Below are 16,581 nucleotides of genomic sequence, written 5' to 3'. Positions count from 1 at the left end.
CGCAAGCGGAGTACCATTCGCATATTCGCGCTCCGAGTCCTGTCGGCAATGATCCTCAAGCCCGCTCTCGCATCCTGCACCCTGATTGCCACCCTGATTGCCACCCTACTTTCGCTGCCCGCAGCAGCGGACGCCTCGTTCGAGCGCTGTCTCGGTGAACTGCGCTCGGAAGCGCAGACGCGAGGCATCAAACTGGAAACTTTCGATGCGCTGACGCGCACGCTCGAACCCGATGGTTCCGTCCTCGGACTCCTTGATTACCAGCCTGAATTCCGCACACCCATCTGGGATTACCTGGCCGGACTCGTGGACGATGAGCGCATCGCCGATGGCCATGCGATGACTGAAAAATGGGCTGCAACATTGCAGCAGATCGAAACGCAATACGGTGTTGACCGCGCCACCATCGTGGCGGTTTGGGGAGTGGAAAGCGACTTCGGGCGCAACTTTGGCAAACGGCCGTTGCTGACCTCGCTCTCGACCCTGTCCTGCTTCGGTCGGCGGCAGAGTTTCTTTCGCGGCGAATTTTTCACCACCCTGAAGATCATCGAGAATGGCGATGTCGACGCTGCGCGCCTGACCGGCTCCTGGGCGGGCGCCTTCGGACACACCCAGTTCATGCCGTCCACCTTCGCCCGCGTCGCCGTCGATTTCGATGGCGACGGACGACGGGATCTCGTCGACAGCATCCCCGACGCCCTCGCCTCGACGGCGAACTTCCTTGCCAAGGCTGGCTGGGTCAGCGGACAGCCGTGGGGCCATGAGATAAAGCTGCCGGGCGACTTCGATTTTTCGCTTGCGGGCAGGCACAACAAGCGTTCGATCGCGGAATGGGTAAGGCTCGGGGTCCGGCGCATCGACGGCGTCCCGTTGGAAGCATCGACCGCGCCCGCGGCCGTCCTGCTGCCTGCCGGTGAAGGCGGGCCGACCTTCCTCGTGCAACGGAATTTCGACGCGCTCTACTCCTACAACACGGCTGAAACCTATGCGCTTGCGATCGCCCACCTCTCCGACCGGCTGCGCGGCGGCGGCGCCTTCGTCAGACCCTGGCCGACCGACGATCCCGGTCTGTCACGCGCTGAACGCCGCGAGGTGCAGGCGCTGCTGGTGCGCCTCGGGTATGCGGTCGGGGAGATCGACGGCCTGATCGGCAAAACCAGCCGCGAAGCCATCCAGGACGTCCAGAAAGCCAACGGATTGGAACCGGACGGCCGGGCTGGCCGCTACATGCTGGAAGTGCTGCGTCGGCTCGCAGGCACGGCAGCGGGCGGAGACAGCTGACCCCACTCCGGCTTTCCCCACCATGGAGACCGACCTCGCAACGACCCTGAAGCAGTGCGCGTCAACCATCGCGGACGCCGACGCGCTTCTCGTCACCGCCGGCGCCGGCATGGGCGTCGATTCGGGGCTGCCCGACTTCCGCGGCAACGAGGGTTTCTGGAAGGCCTATCCTGCACTCGCGAGCAGCGGCACATCGTTCACCGAAATCGCCACGCCCGCAGCATTCCGCGCGGACGCGGCACGCGCCTGGGGATTCTACGGACACCGGCTGCAACTGTACCGTGACACCGTACCCCATGAAGGCTTTCGCCTCCTGCGCGACATTGCGAACGACATGCCTTGGGGCGCGTTCGTCCTCACGAGCAATGTGGACGGCCAGTTCCAGAAGGCCGGCTTCGAGCCCACCCGCGTAGCCGAGATCCATGGCTCGATTCATCACCTGCAGTGCCTGCAGCGGTGCCGGGATGCGATCTGGGAAACCACCGGATTCACTCCGCGGGTGAACCAATCGGAATGTCGTCTCGATACGGAACCGCCCCGCTGCCCTCATTGCGGTGGGATCGCGCGCCCGAACATCCTGATGTTCGACGATTGGGACTGGATACACACTCGCAGCGCGGCACAGAGCGAAGCACTGGCGGCATGGCACGCACGCGTCAATCGGATCGTCGTCATCGAGATCGGTGCCGGCGTCGACATCCCGACGGTCCGCCGCTTCAGCGAGCGCGCCATGGGAACCCTTCTGCGGATCAATCCCCGCGCACCCGAGATTCCCGGCCACAAAGGCCTGTCGGTACCCTTGGGAGGCCTCACTGCATTGCGCGAGATCCATCGTCACTGGACGCTACTGCGCCGTTGAACGTGCTGCCCGACACAGCAGCGCATGTAAGAGCGGCCCGCCTCGTCAATCAGCATCCCACGGCACACCGCGTCACCGCAGTCGCATTTAGACTATTTTTCTTTTTTAATTCTGCGACTTGCAATCCGTAGATAGACCCGGTCGCCAGCAACCGACAGTTTACGTGCGCGAGACACCCGGACAAAGCGTGCTTACGGTCAATCACGGAATCAGCTTCCTCACGAGCACTAGGCAGCGCCTGATAGACGGCTCGGTGCGCGCCCTGAACCCGTGCGAGATGTCGTACCCGGACGTAACCGGCGCCCTGATGCTCGCCGACCTGTTCGATCGTCGCCCTCACATGCAGGCGTAGGTCGCCAATCCCATCAACGCCGACAAGCGACACCGTACTGGCGTCGCACTAAAACGGACAACGCTGGTCGGCAACCGTATCGTGAGCCGCCCTGAAGTATGCCACCGCATCCAGACCTCGCGTGCATTAACCGCCCGGGTCGCCGGCTCCACCGCAGCGAAGGGCGCCACGAGCGTGCTCTGGCCGTGGCGACACACCATGCTCCGCCCGCGATAGGGCGACGAGTGTCTATACTGGAAACGGGTTATCACCCAATCCAACCCGCGTGCGCAGAACGGGGTTCGGGAGGAGGAGGCAATCATGTCAGCGTTGAACTATCACCAAGGCCCGGGATCGCCGCCAGGGCTTTCCACCGAGGACCGTCGCTTGCCTAGCGCCGATCCCGACATATCGCCAAAGAGACGAATCAACGACAGCTGGTTCAACAGGATTCGCTGGCCGATGTTTCTCGTTGGCTGGGTCGCAATGGGTCTCGTCGCGTTCGCATACCTGTTCGGCGCAACGTAGTGGACAGGATGGGACATGGGGCACCACGCTCGACGGACGCCGAAAACACCATAAAAGCAAAAGGACCAGTCGAAAGACTGGTCCTTTTGCTTTTAATCTTGGCGCGCCCGGCAGGATTCGAACCCACGACCCCCTGGTTCGTAGCCAGGTACTCTATCCAACTGAGCTACGGGCGCTCTTGCTTGCACGACCCTCTCGGAATCCTGCAGCCACTGGCGGAGAGGGTGGGATTCGAACCCACGGTAGGCTCGCACCTACGCCTGATTTCGAGTCAGGTACATTCGACCACTCTGCCACCTCTCCGACTCCCGCACGGGCTAGCCTTGCGGGAGGCCGAATTATACGCAGAAAATTCTGCGGAGCAACAACAATGCAAAAATTTTTTTATGCACGGCCACGCCGCATTCGTCACGCCCGCACCGTCGCCCCAACTTCTTGAAACTCTTCGTCGGCACACATCGTTTCCGCCACGTGCATCAGCGTCGGCCCTCCCCCATGTTGGTGCGGATGGCGAGAGTCTCCATCAACTGCTCGCGGCTCACCCCGAGGCGGATCAACGCCTTGACCTGAAACCGATGCAGGCATCGCAACGTGAGGCGACACCGATGGCCAATGCGATCATTTCCTTGTTCAGCGCGGAGAGCGCTCCGTCGCGTAGTGCGCCGCGAGCCAACTGCCTGTATCCGTTCATTGCTTCGGGGGGTTTCCGCCCGCAAGCCTTCGAGCGCCTTGGACACGTCACGAGTGATCTGGACAAAGGGCTTCCCGGTCATTTTGCCACCTAAAAACTTGATTGTTTTCTACTAGAGAAGAAGCGAGCCGGGCAGAAAAAGCTCCGGAGCGGGCGGCGCGCTTATGCCATTGCGATATTCATGGGATTGCCGAATCGAGCGGATTCCATCAGAATCATGCAGTTATATTCAATGGTACGACTGCTTGCGCACATTTTTGATCATCGCCACCGCACTTCTGCTAGCTGGCTGCGAGCCCGGCGCAACGCCAAAAGTTGCTGACCAGCATCAGCTTGCCGACTACAGAAGCGCCGGCGAGCTGCGCGTCGCCACCAGGGTTGGAGCGGCGTCGTATCGCAGCGATACCGAGGGAAGAGCTTCCGGCTTCGACCATGATCTCCTGCAGAAACTGGGCGAGCGTCTGGGCGTCCCGGTTCGCTTCGTCCTTTTTCCAGACGCGACGCGAGCGCTCGAGGCAGTCATCCGGGGACAGGTACATCTGGCCGCGGCCGGGGTCGGCCGAAACGATCGGTTGCCGCTCACCTGGACGAGTCCGCTACGCGAGATCGACTATGTCCTCGTCGGACGTTCCGACAGTCCCGACCTCGTCGAAGAGAAAGACTTGACGCGACGAACCGTGTCTGTCCGGCATGGATCTCTGAGCGCCGATTATCTGAACCAGATTCGCAAACGGGTCCCGGACATGAACCTCCATTTCCCGTCGAATCCGGCCGATGAGCACCTGCTCAACGAACTCGCCCAAGGTCACCTGGATCTCGTCGCCACGGACCGCGTTCAATTCGCGCTGGCGGCGCAAACCTTGCCGAATCTGGCAATCGTCTACGACTTGCCCGTAAGCTCGACGATAGGCTGGGCCCTACCCCCTGATGCGAAAGGCAGCCTCGCGGCCGAAGTGGAAGATTTCCTCAGCACCATCCGGACCGACGACACCCTCGCACGACTTTCCGACCGCTACTTCGGCCATATCCGCCGGCTCGACGATACCGCGGTCACGACCTTCCTCGCACGTATCCAGGCCCGGCTGCCGCGCTATCGCCCCCATTTCCAGGAAGCCCAGGCGCAGACGGGCATCGATTGGCGCTTTCTCGCTGCGCTCGCATATCAAGAATCGCACTGGGAGCCCCTCGCCACCTCGTGGTCCGGCGTGCGGGGGATGATGATGTTGACATCAGAAACAGCCGACCGGTTGGGTGTGCGCGACCGCCTCGATGCGCGCGAAAGCATACTGGGCGGGGCACGCTATTTCGCCATGCTCAGGGAACAACTGCCGGATGCGGTTCCCGAACCTGACCGCTCATGGATGGCGGTGGCTGCCTACAACCTGGGAATGGGGCACATGAACGGCGCCCGGACCATCGCCCAGCGGATGGGCAAGGACAACACCAGCTGGTTGGACATGAAGACGGTACTCCCCCTCATGTCGCGCCCCGAATATGCCAGCCGCCTCAAGGCCGGCGCGGCACGCGGAGGCGAAGCGGTAATCATGGCGGAGAACATCCGCAACTATCACGACATACTTCTGCGCCTCGAAGGCGCCTACGTCCCGCCCCTTCAGCCCCGAGGGCTGAAGCTCGGGGCTGCCTCCGGAACGTCCCCTCCGGGCGACGGTTAACCGCGCGGCTCGAGCACCTCGATACCGCCCATGTAGGGCACGAGCGCCTTCGGGACGACAACCGAACCATCGGCCCGCTGGTAATTTTCCAGCACCGCCACCAGAGTACGACCGACAGCCAGACCGGAACCGTTGAGGGTATGGACGAGTTCGTTCTTGCCCTGCGCATTCTTGAACCGCGCCTGCATGCGACGTGCCTGGAAGCCCTCGAAGCAGGAGCAGGACGAGATCTCCCGGTACGTGTTCTGCGCCGGCAGCCATACCTCCAGGTCGTAGGTCTTTGCGGATGCAAAACCCATGTCACCCGTGCATAGGACGATCTTGCGATAAGGCAGCTCCAGCTTGCGCAGAATGGCCTCCGCGTGCCCGGTCAATTCCTCCAGCGCAGCCCAGGAATTGTCGGGATGCTCGATCCGGACGAGTTCGACCTTGTCGAACTGGTGTTGTCGGATCATGCCGCGCGTGTCACGCCCGTAGCTGCCCGCCTCCGAGCGGAAGCACGGGGTGTGGCTAACGAACTTCAGGGGCAAGGCGTCGCCCGCAAGCAACTCCCCGCGCACGATGTTGGTGACCGGCACCTCGGCCGTCGGAATAAGGTAGAAGCGCCCCTCATCCCACGGCACGGCAAACAGGTCGGCCTCGAACTTGGGCAGCTGGCCGGTACCGAACATGCTCGTCGCATTGACGAGATACGGTACATACACTTCCGTGTAGCCATGCTCGCCCGTATGCACGTCGAGCATCATCTGCGCCAGCGCGCGGTGCATGCGAGCCACGCCGCCGCGCATTACCGCGAATCGCGAGCCGGTGATCTTCACTGCAGTTTCGAAGTCCAACCCCCCCAGACCTCCACCGACGTCAACGTGATCGCTGACTTCGAAGGCAAATTCGCGTGGAGTGCCCCAGCGGCTCACCTCGACGTTCGCAGTCTCGTCCTCGCCGACCGGCACGCTCGCGTGCGGCAGGTTCGGCAAGCCGGCAACCAGCGTCTCGATGCGTACGAGCAATGCAGAGAGAGCCTGCTCGTTGGCCTTCAGCTCGTCACCGATGCCTGCCACCTGCGCCATCACAGGCGCGGCGTCCTCGCCCTTGCCCTTGAGAATGCCGATCTGTTTGGACAGCGAATTGCGCTGCGCCTGGAGTTCCTGAGTGCGAGTCTGCAGATTCTTGCGTTCGGTCTCGAGCGACTGGAACTCCGTCGGGTCGAAAGTCATGCCGCGCGCCGCCAGCGCGTTCGTAACGACCTCGATCTGGTTGCGGAGCAATTGGATGTCAAGCATGGCTGTCCTGAAAGTCTTTCAATTCAATGAATAGGCGATGATTCGTGCGACGATACTTAATGATCCGTCGCCAACTCGTTCTGTTGCATTACATTTTAGGGCAAAATCGCCTGAATACCGCAGCGCACAATTATATTATTCAAATCAACCATTTATCGACACATTTCGAGCGAAATCGTCCTTGAATTCGGCGCCTCGTGGCTTATAGTGAATATCCGAAGAGAGCGCCGCGCAGACGGCGCCCGCCACACTTGAGGAGATAGGTATGCTGTCAATCCGGGACTGCCTTGATTACTGCGATTTGACCGACGACGAAGTTGCATTGATTGCCGAGCACGAAGGGATTCCCGATGGCGCGGCAGCACAAATCGTCTGCGGCATGGTCCAGACCCCCGAAGGCGTTCTCGTGCTCTCTGGCTACATGCAGGATCTCATCGACCGCGCCACGGAGCGCGGCGACCTCGCTCAGGCCGAACGCGCAAAGGGCGTCCAGGCTCGCTTCATGGCGGACCACCCTCTGCCCCACTGAGAACGACGGAAACGCCTTACTCTTTCTTGCCGCGCGCGCCCGACCTCAGGGCCGGCGCCACGGCAGCGTCCAATTCGCGCAGATGCTCGAGCTTGGCTGAGATGCGCGCCTCCATCCCGTAGGGCGTGGGACGATACCAGTCAGGCGGGGCCATCCCGTCAGGCAGATATGTTTCACCCGCGGCATAGGCTTCCGGCTCGTCGTGGGCGTAACGGTAGGTCTTGCCGTAACCCAACTCTTTCATGAGCCGCGTCGGCGCATTGCGCAGGTGCAGCGGCACCGGTCGCGAAACGTCATTTCTCACGTATTGCCGCGCTGCGTTGTAGGCTTTGTAGACGGCATTCGATTTCGCGGCGCAGGCGAGGAAGACTGTCGCCTGCGCGAGCGCCAGTTCGCCTTCCGGCGACCCCAGCCGCTCGTAGGTGGTGCACGCATTGAGCGCGATTTCGAGTGCCCGCGGGTCAGCGAGCCCGATGTCCTCCACGGCCATGCGCACGAGCCGCCGACCGAGATACAGGGCGTCCGCGCCGCCATCGAGCATCCGGCACAGCCAGTAGAGGGCCGCATCCGGATTCGATCCGCGTACCGACTTGTGCAGGGCTGAGATCTGATCGTAGAAGGCTTCTCCGCCCTTATCGAAACGCCGGAGCTTGCTCGACAGTGCCTCATCGACGAATTCGGGCGTCACCGGGTTGACGCCGGCGGTCTCGGCGGCGACCTGCACCTGCTCGATCAGGTTCATCAGCCGTCGCGCGTCCCCGTCGGCGAAGCCGATCATGCGCTCGCGCGACGTCTCGTCGAAGACGAGTTGCGGGCACGCGATCGCCCGCCCCCGCTCGAACAAGCCCCCCATCGCCTCGGCATCGAGCGGCTCGAGCACGTACACCGCAGCACGCGACAGAAGCGCCGAATTGACCTCGAAGGACGGATTCTCCGTCGTCGCACCGATGAACGTGAGCAGCCCCTGCTCGACGTAGGGCAGGAAGGCATCCTGCTGGGCCTTATTGAAGCGATGCACCTCGTCCACGAAGAGGATCGTGTGACGGCCACGTGCCTTGGCAGCCTGCGCCTGGCTGACCGCTTCGCGAATGTCCTTGACGCCGGAGAACACTGCCGACAGGGCGACGAACTCGGCATCGAAGGCGTGGGCCATCAGGCGCGCGAGGGTGGTCTTGCCGACGCCTGGCGGCCCCCACAGGATCATCGAATGCGGCTTGCCGGACTCGAAGGCGAGCCGCAACGGCTTTCCCGGGCCGACGAGATGACGCTGGCCGGCGATCTCGTCGAGCCGTTTCGGCCGCATCCGCTCGGCGAGCGGCACGCGCGACGGCTCCACCGAATCGAAGAGATCAGCCATCGCCAGTGCTTGCCTCAGTCGCCGATAACGTCGGCGCCGGGCGGCGGCACGAAGCGGAACTGCGCGGGATCGGGGCGCGCACCGGCAACCAGCGAGCGGAACTCGATCAGCGTCGTCTGCCCGAAGTTGTCCTTCAGCTCCATGCGCCTGAGCACGCCGCCCGCGAAACCCATGCGCATCGACTCGAAGCTGCTTTCAGCCCGGCGGGGTTTTGCATTCACCCACTCCAGCCCGTCCTCGGTACCGGCCTCGGCGAGCTCGAAATTGCGCTCGATCGCGTCGTCACCGGCTAGGATCGCAGCGGGCGTGCTACCCAGCGCATCGCCCAGACGCTTCACCGTGACCTGGTTCAGATCGCGATCCCAGGACCACAGCTTGTCGCCGTCGCTGACCAGCACCTGCGTGTACGGCTTGTCGTAGGTCCAGCGGAATTTGCCGGGGCGCGCGAACATGAAGCTGCCGCTGGCGCGTTGCGGTTTGCGCCCCGATGCCGCGAACACGGTCTGCTCGAATTCCCCCTGCGCGGTGCGCGCGCCGTCGATGAACTGGCGCAACTGCGCGATTCCGCCTGCGGAAGCGACGCCCGCCGCGCAAGTCAGCATCAACGCCGCGCCGAGACGCAGCCCCGTCCTGATGACACCTCCGCTACGACTCACTCGCCCTCCTTGGCCGGCACGATCACTTCGCGGTTGCCGTTCGTTCCCATCGCCGACACCAACCCGGCACGCTCCATCTGCTCGATCAGGCGCGCTGCACGGTTGTAGCCGATGCGCAGGTGGCGCTGCACCAGCGAAATCGACGGACGACGCGTCTTGATGACCACTTCGACCGCCTGATCGTACAAGGGGTCGGCCTCGCCATCCCCCTCGCTGCCCCCGCCCCCGCCGAGCGCCGCTTCGAGATCGTCGTCCGGGGAGGACAGGATGCCCTCCACATAATCCGGCGGACCGCTGCTGCGCCTGAGGTGATCGACGACCTTGTGCACCTCCTCGTCGGCGACGAAGGCGCCGTGCACGCGCACGGGCAGGCCCGTGCCCGGGGCCAGGTACAGCATGTCGCCCATACCCAGCAAGGTTTCCGCCCCCATCTGGTCGAGGATGGTGCGCGAATCGATCTTGCTCGACACCTGGAAGGCGATACGCGTCGGCACGTTGGCCTTGATCAGGCCGGTGATGACGTCGACCGACGGACGCTGCGTCGCGAGGATCAGGTGGATGCCCGCCGCGCGCGCCTTCTGCGCGAGTCGTGCGATCAGTTCCTCGACCTTCTTGCCGACCACCATCATCATGTCGGCGAGCTCGTCGACGATCACGACGATATGCGGCAGCTGCTCGAGCGGCTCCGGGTTGTCGGGGTTGATCGCGAACGGGTTGGTGAGCGGCTTCTCGGCCTTTTCCGCTTCGACGACGGCCTTGTTGAAGCCGGCGAGGTTGCGCACGCCGACCGCAGCCATCAGCTTGTAGCGCTTGTCCATCTCGACCACGCACCAGTTGAGCGCGTTGGCCGCATGCTTCATGTCCGTGACGACCGGCGCGAGCAGGTGCGGGATGCCCTCGTAGATCGACAGCTCCAGCATCTTCGGGTCGACCATGATCAGGCGCACCTTCTCCGGGCCCGCCTTGTACAGCAGCGACAGAATCATGGCGTTGATCCCGACCGACTTGCCCGAACCGGTCGTGCCGGCGACCAGCAGGTGCGGCATCTTGCCGAGGTCCGCGACCACCGGCTGACCGCCGATGTCCTTGCCCAGCGCCACGGTCAGCGGCGAATGCATGTCGTGATACGCCTTGGAGCCGAGGATCTCGGACAGGCGCACGGTCTGACGCTTCGCGTTGGGAAGTTCGAGCGCCATGCAGGATTTGCCCGGCACCGTCTCGACAACGCGGATCGACACCAGCGACAGCGCACGCGCAAGGTCCTTGCCGAGATTCACGACCTGGCTGCCCTTCACGCCCGTCGCTGGCTCGATCTCGTAGCGCGTCACCACCGGCCCCGGGTAGGCCGCCAGAACCTTGACCTCCACGCCGAAGTCACCAAGCTTGGTTTCGATCAGGCGCGAGGTGAATTCCAGCGACTCGGCCGAGGGCGGCTCCACATCGCCCGAGGGCTGATCGAGCAGGCTTAACGGTGGGATCGCCCCGACCGAGGTCGGCAAGTCGGCAAACAGCGACTGCTGTCGCTCCTGGCGGAGTTCCTTCTCGACGCGCTCGGACTTGGGCACCTCGACGACTGCGGGCTCGATGCGCAGCTGCGGCGCGGGAGTAGCCACCGTCTTGCGACGTTTCGTTTCGACGACCGCCTCGCGTTTCTGGGCGACCTGCTGACCGGCCTTGCGGTCTTGCCATCCGTGCCACGCGGCCTGCGTGCCTTGCCACGCCTGCTCCAGCGCAAGTCCGACGCGCTCGATTACCGACAACCAGGAAATGCCCGAAAACAGGCTCAGGCCGGAGGCGAACAGCGCCAGAAGCATCAGCGTGCCGCCCGTGAAACCGAGATAGCGCTGGACAAGCTGGCCCATCTCGACGCCGACGAGGCCGCCCGGCGCCAGCGGCACACTCGCGCCGTGCGAGTAGAAGCGCAGCGACTCGAGCGCGCTGCTCGACAGCAGCACGACGAAGAAGCCCGTCAGCACGAAGAAGAAGGAACGGCGGTCGAGCCGCAGGTCATGGCGCAGGCGCCGGAAACCCCACACCAGCGCGTAACCCAGGAACACCACCCACCACCACGCGGAAAGGCCGAACAGGTAGTAGAGCAGATCGGCAAGCCAGGCGCCGAAGCGCCCCCCGGGATTGCTCACGCGAGCGACTTCCGCCGCGTGTGACCAGCCAGGATCGGACTTGCTGTAGCCAAGCAGGACCAGCCCGACATACAAGGACATCACGCCCAGGATCAGCCAGCGCGCTTCCTGCAGCAGGAGGGAAATCCGTTCCGGCAGAGGCTGGGAACGGGAAGACTGACGGGACGACATCGGCGCGGGAACGAGGGCCCAGGAAAATCGACAATTCGCGATTATATGCGATCAGCCACCCCGACCGACGAAGCTGTTGCGAAGCGATACAGGCGCTCCCGCGCCCCGACCCTCAGACGTCGTTGAGGCGGTCGCGCAGCACGATGCCGTGATCCGTTTCCTCGATGAGCCCCTGCGCACCGAGATCCTTCATCACGCGGCTCACCATCTCGCGCGAGGCGCCGATCATCTTCGCAATGTCCTGCTTGGTGATCTTGCGCACGACGACGACCTTGCCATCGACGTCTTCCGACATCTCCAGCAGCAGCCGCGCGACCCGCCCGTACACGTCCATCAACGCAAGCGATTCGATCTTGCGATCGGCATTGCGCAGCCGGTCGGCCAGGTTGCACATGATGCGCCAGGCCACCTCGAAGTTCTCCTGCATGATGCGCCGGAAGTCGTGCTTGGCGATCAGCACCAGGTCCGCCGGCGTCACCGCGACAACCGACGCCGACCGCGGCTGCTCGCCGAACATGCCCATCTCGCCGAAGAGCTCGCCCTGACCGAGGATGCTGAGGATCACCTCGCGCCCATCCTCGTCGCTGACGATCACCTTGAGGCTGCCGGTGAGCACGAAATACACGAAGTCGCTGCGGTCACCCGCGTGCAGCACGCCCTGGCCGCGCGGGATGCGCCGCATCACGGCCGAATGCGCCACCGCCAGCAAGGTCTCGTCGGACAGCCCCTGGAACAGTGGAAACGTCCTGAGAGCGGCCGTGGAAACTGCAGTAGCCTGTGTCATGGAACCTCCGGAAGCAGCAGTGCAATGAGGATCGACGCCAATCCGAACGATGCGTCAAATGTACATCGCATTATAGTGCCGACAAATTCCGCCCGAATCCATACCCCGCCCTGCTCGACCATCGAGATCGCGCCTGTGATTGCCGGAACCTATCACGACCATTGGATCGATCGCCCATGCCCCTCGGCTATAATTTGCGGATTGCCAACCAGAAAGAAGACAACGCCATGACGACCAAGCACGCCCGCCTGCTCATCCTCGGTTCCGGCCCGGCCGGCTACACCGCTGCCGTCTATGCTGCACGCGCGAACCTGAATCCGGTCCTCATCACCGGTCTGGCGCAGGGCGGTCAGCTGATGACCACCACCGAGGTCGACAACTGGCCGGCCGATGCCGACGGCGTCATGGGGCCGGACCTGATGGCGCGCTTCCAGAAGCACGCCGAGCGCTTCAACACGGAAATGATCTTCGATCACATCCACACCGTGAAGCTCGGCGAGAAGCCGTTCCGGCTCGTCGGCGACGCCGGCGAATACACCTGCGACGCGCTGATCATTTCGACGGGCGCCACGGCCAAGTATCTCGGCCTGCCCTCGGAAGAAAAATTCTCGGGTCGCGGCGTGTCCGCCTGCGCAACCTGCGACGGCTTCTTCTACAAGAACCAGGACGTCGCGGTCATCGGCGGCGGCAACACTGCCGTGGAGGAGGCCTTGTACCTGGCGAACATTGCCAACAAGGTCACGGTTGTCCACCGCCGCGAGAAATTCCGCGCCGAGAAGATCCTCATCGACAAGATGATGGAGAAGGTCGCCGCGGGCAAGATCGAGCTGGTGCTGAACTCGACGCTTGACGAAGTGCTCGGCGACAACACCGGGGTGACAGGCATGCGGGTCAAGGACATCAACACCGGCGCGACGAAGGACGTCGCACTGAAGGGGGTGTTCATCGCGATCGGCCACAAGCCGAATACCGACATTTTCGAAGGCCAGCTCGAGATGGAAGGCGGCTACATCGTCACCAAGGGCGGCCGCGGCGGTGATGCCACGGCGACAAGCGTGCGCGGCGTGTTCGCTGCCGGCGACGTGCAGGACCACATCTACCGCCAGGCTGTCACTTCGGCCGGCACCGGCTGCATGGCGGCCCTCGACGCCGAACGCTACCTTGACGCTCTCGGCAGCTGATCCCGTGCCGCGCCCGCGTCGCCCGGCCACGTCCCGCCCGGCTGAACCGAGCGGGCGATCAGCCAGCCCGTTCGAAGGGCTAGCCTCCTTGCGGGGCGGGCTGCGCGAGGAGCGGGTTTTCGGTCGCCGTATCGAGCGCCCCGCCCCCGGCGGCGACGCGGGAAAATCCGGCTCCGCCGCAGCGGACGAGGCCGACGCAGGCCTGCTCCGCGCAGCGCTTCAGGGCGTGACGCCGCTGCCGCAATCGGCGCGCAGGGTCGAGCTCGAGACGCCGAAACCTGCCCCCGTTCGCCGGCCGCAAACTCCGGAGGCCGATGACGAGTCGACTGCGACAACACCGCGGCGAAGGACACCCCGTGACGACGGCGAGCTCTTCCGCTTCGCGATGGAAGACGTCATCCCGCTCGATCACGGCAATCGTGCGGAGGTCGGCATTGATCACCGTCACGCGCGACATCACAGCGCCCTCTCGGCCTCTACCCCGGACGTTCGCGAGCGCGATTTTCTTCTGCTGCCTGCGGACGCAGACAGCGCAAATCCGGCCGATCTCTTCCGCTACGCGGTGCGCGGCGCCAAACCCGTGGACACGCGCAATCGCGCCGACGTCGATATCCCTCGGCCCCTCCCCCACCCGCTGAAACACGTCGAGGACGAGCGCGAAGCGCTGCGCGAATCGATGGAAGCTCCAATGACGCTGGAAGACCGACTGGAAACCGGCGAGGAAGCGGCATTCCTGCGGCCGGGCCTGCCGCGCCGCGTGCTCACGGACTTACGTCGAGGCCGCTGGGTGCTGCAGGGCCAGCTCGACCTGCATGGCTGCAATCGCGACGAGGCACGTGAGGAACTCGCACATTTTCTTGCCGCAAGCCTGCAGCAGGGCCGGCGTTGCGTGCGCGTGATCCACGGAAAGGGGCACGGCTCGCCGGGCAAGCAGTCGATCTTGAAACACCTGTCCCGCGGCTGGCTCGCGCAACGCGAGGAGATCCTGGCGTTCTGCCAGGCCGGCCCCCACGACGGCGGCTCGGGGGCACTGCTGGTGCTGCTCAGGGCAGGCAATTCAGCCCGCCCTTGACAGGGGTGCCGCTCAGATCGCGGCTTCGTTGGTCTCGCCGGTGCGGATGCGCACGACCTGCTCGACGGGCATCACGAAAATCTTGCCATCGCCGATCTTCCCCGTGTGGGCGGCCTTGATGATCGCCTCCACCGCCTGATCCACCAGGTCGTCGCCGATGACGATCTCGACCTTGATCTTCGGCAGGAAGTCCACGACATACTCCGCGCCGCGGTACAGCTCGGTATGCCCCTTCTGGCGGCCGAAACCCTTCACCTCCGACACTGTCAGGCCGGCGATACCGACCTCCGAGAGTGCCTCGCGGACTTCGTCGAGCTTGAACGGCTTGATGATGGCTTCAATCTTCTTCATTGGAATCTCCTCGGCGGGATGATGCCACGCGGCCCACCGCCCGCGGCTCGGTCAATATTCGTCCTGATAGCGCGATGTTATCGGATAACGCCAGTCTCTGCCGAATCCTCTCTTCGTCACGCGAATGCCGACCGGCGACTGCCGGCGCTTGTATTCATTGCGCTTGAGCATCGCGACCGTACGGCGCACCTCGGCGTCCGGGTAGCCGGCGGCAATGATGTCCCGCGGCGACTCGTCGCGTTCCATGTACGCCTCGATGATCGCGTCGAGAACCTCGTAAGGCGGCAGCGAATCCTGGTCCTTCTGGTCGGGCTTGAGTTCCGCCGACGGCGGCCGCGTGATGATGTTTTCGGGAATCACCGGACTGACGGTATTGCGCCAGCGCGCGAGCCTGAATACGAAGGTCTTGTAGAGATCCTTGAGCACCGCGAAACCGCCTGCCATGTCACCGTACAGCGTCGCGTAGCCGGTCGCCATCTCGCTCTTGTTGCCGGTTGTGAGCACAATCGCGCCGGTCTTGTTCGACAGCGCCATGAGGATCATGCCGCGGATGCGGCTCTGCAGGTTCTCCTCGGTCGTATCCGCCGCCAAGCCATGGAACTGGTCCGCGAGCATGCCCGCGAAGGTCTCCATTGCCGGCCCGATGGGGATTTCGTCATAACGGACACCGAGGTTCGCCACCAGTTCGCGCGAGTCGTCGAGGCTCATCTGTGCGGTGTAGGGCGATTGCATCATCACCGCCCGCACCTTGTCGGCGCCGAGAGCATCGACCGCGATGCACAGCGTCAGGGCCGAATCGATGCCACCGGAAAGCCCGATCAGGGCGCCCGGAAAACCGTTCTTGCCCAGATAGTCACGCACGCCCACCTTGAGCGCCTCATACACCTCGGCTTCGACGGGACGCGCATCGATCTGCTCGCCATCCGCCCAGCGACCGCCCTGCAGGCGGACGACGTCGAGACGCTCGTCGAACGCGGACGTCTGCCAGGCGAGCGATCCGTCCGAGTTGAGCGCAAACGAGGCACCGTCGAACACCAGTTCGTCCTGCCCGCCCACCATGTTGCAGTAGACCACCGGCAAGCCGGTGCCGCCCACCCGCTCGCGCAGCACCTCATAACGTCGCTGCAGCTTGTTCATGTGGTAGGGAGAGGCATTGAGACCGAGCAGCACCTGGGCCCCCTCGGCACGGGCAAGTTCTGCGGGACCCGGCTCCCACAGGTCCGCGCAGATATTCACGCCGAGCTTCACGCCCTTCACTTCGAACACGCACGCGGCGCGCCCGTGGTCGAAATAGCGCTCCTCGTCGAACACCTCGTAGTTCGGCAGATGATGCTTGTGGTACGTCGTCAGGATTCGGCCGTCTCGAATCACCGACGCCGCGTTGTAGCGCTTGGCCTGGCGCGCCTCCGGATGGCCGAGCACGAGCGTCATGCCCTGAGTATGCCCGGCGATGCGCGCCACTTCACGCTCGCAGGCGCGATAGAAATCGGGGCGAAGCAACAAGTCCTCGGGCGGGTAGCCAGACAGCGCGAGCTCCGGGGTCAGGACGAGGTCGGCGCCGAGCGTGCGGGCCTGTTCGACGGCGCGAATGATCCGGTCGGCGTTCGCCTTCAGGTCGCCCACCGTACAATTCAGCTGGGCAACGGCGATGGAGAGCGATTGAGCATGCAGTTTCATGGGCGCAACTATACCGCGT

15 protein-coding genes and 2 tRNA genes are annotated in these 16,581 nt (G+C 63.9%); 7 read left to right on the top strand and 10 right to left on the bottom strand.

The window, feature by feature from the left end; all coding sequences use genetic code 11:
* The first annotated feature begins 48 nt into the window (after nt 1-48).
* The 3 genes from ToN1_RS18135 to ToN1_RS18125 all read left to right on the top strand — a co-directional run bounded on the left by ToN1_RS18135 (nt 49) and on the right by ToN1_RS18125 (nt 2,492).
* Nucleotides 49-1,281: a lytic murein transglycosylase gene (locus ToN1_RS18135; RefSeq protein WP_169206149.1), complete on the top strand. Its 1,233-nt coding sequence runs from the start codon at nt 49-51 to the stop codon at nt 1,279-1,281.
* Between the two features lie 109 nt (nt 1,282-1,390).
* Nucleotides 1,391-2,140, top strand: coding sequence for an SIR2 family NAD-dependent protein deacylase (locus ToN1_RS18130; RefSeq protein ID WP_342344156.1), 750 nt, complete (start codon nt 1,391-1,393; stop codon nt 2,138-2,140).
* Nucleotides 2,141-2,327: 187 nt separating this feature from the next.
* Complete coding sequence (locus ToN1_RS18125; RefSeq protein ID WP_169206151.1) at nt 2,328-2,492, top strand: hypothetical protein; 165 nt, start codon at nt 2,328-2,330, stop codon at nt 2,490-2,492.
* 606 nt (nt 2,493-3,098) lie between these two features.
* On the opposite strand, the gene ToN1_RS18120 is transcribed toward ToN1_RS18125, so the two are convergent.
* The 3 genes from ToN1_RS18120 to ToN1_RS24965 form a co-directional block, all read right to left on the bottom strand.
* Nucleotides 3,099-3,175: transfer RNA gene (locus ToN1_RS18120), tRNA-Arg, on the bottom strand.
* A gap of 37 nt (nt 3,176-3,212) precedes the next feature.
* Nucleotides 3,213-3,302: transfer RNA gene (locus tag ToN1_RS18115), tRNA-Ser, on the bottom strand.
* A 250-nt stretch (nt 3,303-3,552) separates the two neighbouring features.
* Entirely contained in the window at nt 3,553-3,690 is a 138-nt protein-coding gene (locus tag ToN1_RS24965; protein ID WP_342344155.1) for a carboxymuconolactone decarboxylase family protein, read from the bottom strand.
* 257 nt (nt 3,691-3,947) lie between these two features.
* Between ToN1_RS24965 and mltF the strand changes: the two genes are divergently transcribed.
* Nucleotides 3,948-5,363 carry a membrane-bound lytic murein transglycosylase MltF gene (gene mltF / locus ToN1_RS18105; RefSeq protein ID WP_244860823.1) on the top strand — a complete coding sequence of 472 codons (1,416 nt, stop codon included), beginning with the start codon at nt 3,948-3,950 and terminating at the stop codon, nt 5,361-5,363.
* On the opposite strand, the gene serS is transcribed toward mltF, so the two are convergent.
* Entirely contained in the window at nt 5,360-6,643 is a 1,284-nt protein-coding gene (gene serS / locus ToN1_RS18100; protein ID WP_169206153.1) for a serine--tRNA ligase, read from the bottom strand. The two genes, mltF and serS, sit on opposite strands and share 4 nt — an antisense overlap.
* A 265-nt stretch (nt 6,644-6,908) precedes the next feature.
* Between serS and ToN1_RS18095 the strand changes: the two genes are divergently transcribed.
* Nucleotides 6,909-7,172, top strand: coding sequence for a hypothetical protein (locus ToN1_RS18095; RefSeq protein ID WP_169206154.1), 264 nt, complete (start codon nt 6,909-6,911; stop codon nt 7,170-7,172).
* A 16-nt stretch (nt 7,173-7,188) separates the two neighbouring features.
* Here ToN1_RS18095 and ToN1_RS18090 read toward each other — a convergent pair whose 3' ends face one another.
* From ToN1_RS18090 to ToN1_RS18075, 4 genes are all read right to left on the bottom strand, one after another.
* On the bottom strand, nt 7,189-8,529 hold the full coding sequence (locus ToN1_RS18090) for a replication-associated recombination protein A (protein WP_169206155.1): 1,341 nt from the start codon (nt 8,527-8,529) through the stop codon (nt 7,189-7,191).
* Between the two features lie 14 nt (nt 8,530-8,543).
* Complete coding sequence (gene lolA / locus ToN1_RS18085) at nt 8,544-9,185, bottom strand: outer membrane lipoprotein periplasmic chaperone LolA (RefSeq protein WP_483297055.1); 642 nt, start codon at nt 9,183-9,185, stop codon at nt 8,544-8,546.
* Nucleotides 9,182-11,497 (bottom strand): DNA translocase FtsK, encoded by a 2,316-nt coding sequence (locus tag ToN1_RS18080; RefSeq protein WP_210147858.1) that lies wholly within the window; start codon nt 11,495-11,497, stop codon nt 9,182-9,184. The genes lolA and ToN1_RS18080 overlap by 4 nt, the downstream gene beginning before the upstream one ends.
* 112 nt (nt 11,498-11,609) lie before the next feature.
* Nucleotides 11,610-12,281 (bottom strand): Crp/Fnr family transcriptional regulator, encoded by a 672-nt coding sequence (locus tag ToN1_RS18075; RefSeq protein ID WP_169208868.1) that lies wholly within the window; start codon nt 12,279-12,281, stop codon nt 11,610-11,612.
* A 227-nt stretch (nt 12,282-12,508) separates the two neighbouring features.
* Here ToN1_RS18075 and trxB point away from each other — a divergent pair, with 227 nt between their 5' ends.
* Nucleotides 12,509-13,462: a thioredoxin-disulfide reductase gene (gene trxB / locus ToN1_RS18070; RefSeq protein WP_169208867.1), complete on the top strand. Its 954-nt coding sequence runs from the start codon at nt 12,509-12,511 to the stop codon at nt 13,460-13,462.
* 88 nt (nt 13,463-13,550) lie between these two features.
* Nucleotides 13,551-14,534 (top strand): Smr/MutS family protein, encoded by a 984-nt coding sequence (locus ToN1_RS18065; RefSeq protein WP_210147857.1) that lies wholly within the window; start codon nt 13,551-13,553, stop codon nt 14,532-14,534.
* Nucleotides 14,535-14,546: 12 nt separating this feature from the next.
* On the opposite strand, the gene ToN1_RS18060 is transcribed toward ToN1_RS18065, so the two are convergent.
* Complete coding sequence (locus ToN1_RS18060) at nt 14,547-14,885, bottom strand: P-II family nitrogen regulator (protein WP_169125084.1); 339 nt, start codon at nt 14,883-14,885, stop codon at nt 14,547-14,549.
* Nucleotides 14,886-14,936: 51 nt separating this feature from the next.
* Nucleotides 14,937-16,562 (bottom strand): NAD+ synthase, encoded by a 1,626-nt coding sequence (locus ToN1_RS18055; protein WP_169208866.1) that lies wholly within the window; start codon nt 16,560-16,562, stop codon nt 14,937-14,939.
* Between the last annotated feature and the right edge of the window lie 19 nt (nt 16,563-16,581).

The sequence above is a fragment of the Aromatoleum petrolei genome (assembly GCF_017894385.1).
Classification (GTDB): domain Bacteria; phylum Pseudomonadota; class Gammaproteobacteria; order Burkholderiales; family Rhodocyclaceae; genus Aromatoleum; species Aromatoleum petrolei.
Note: the sequence above shows the minus strand (reverse complement) of the source record. Positions and strands in the feature narration are given on the sequence as shown.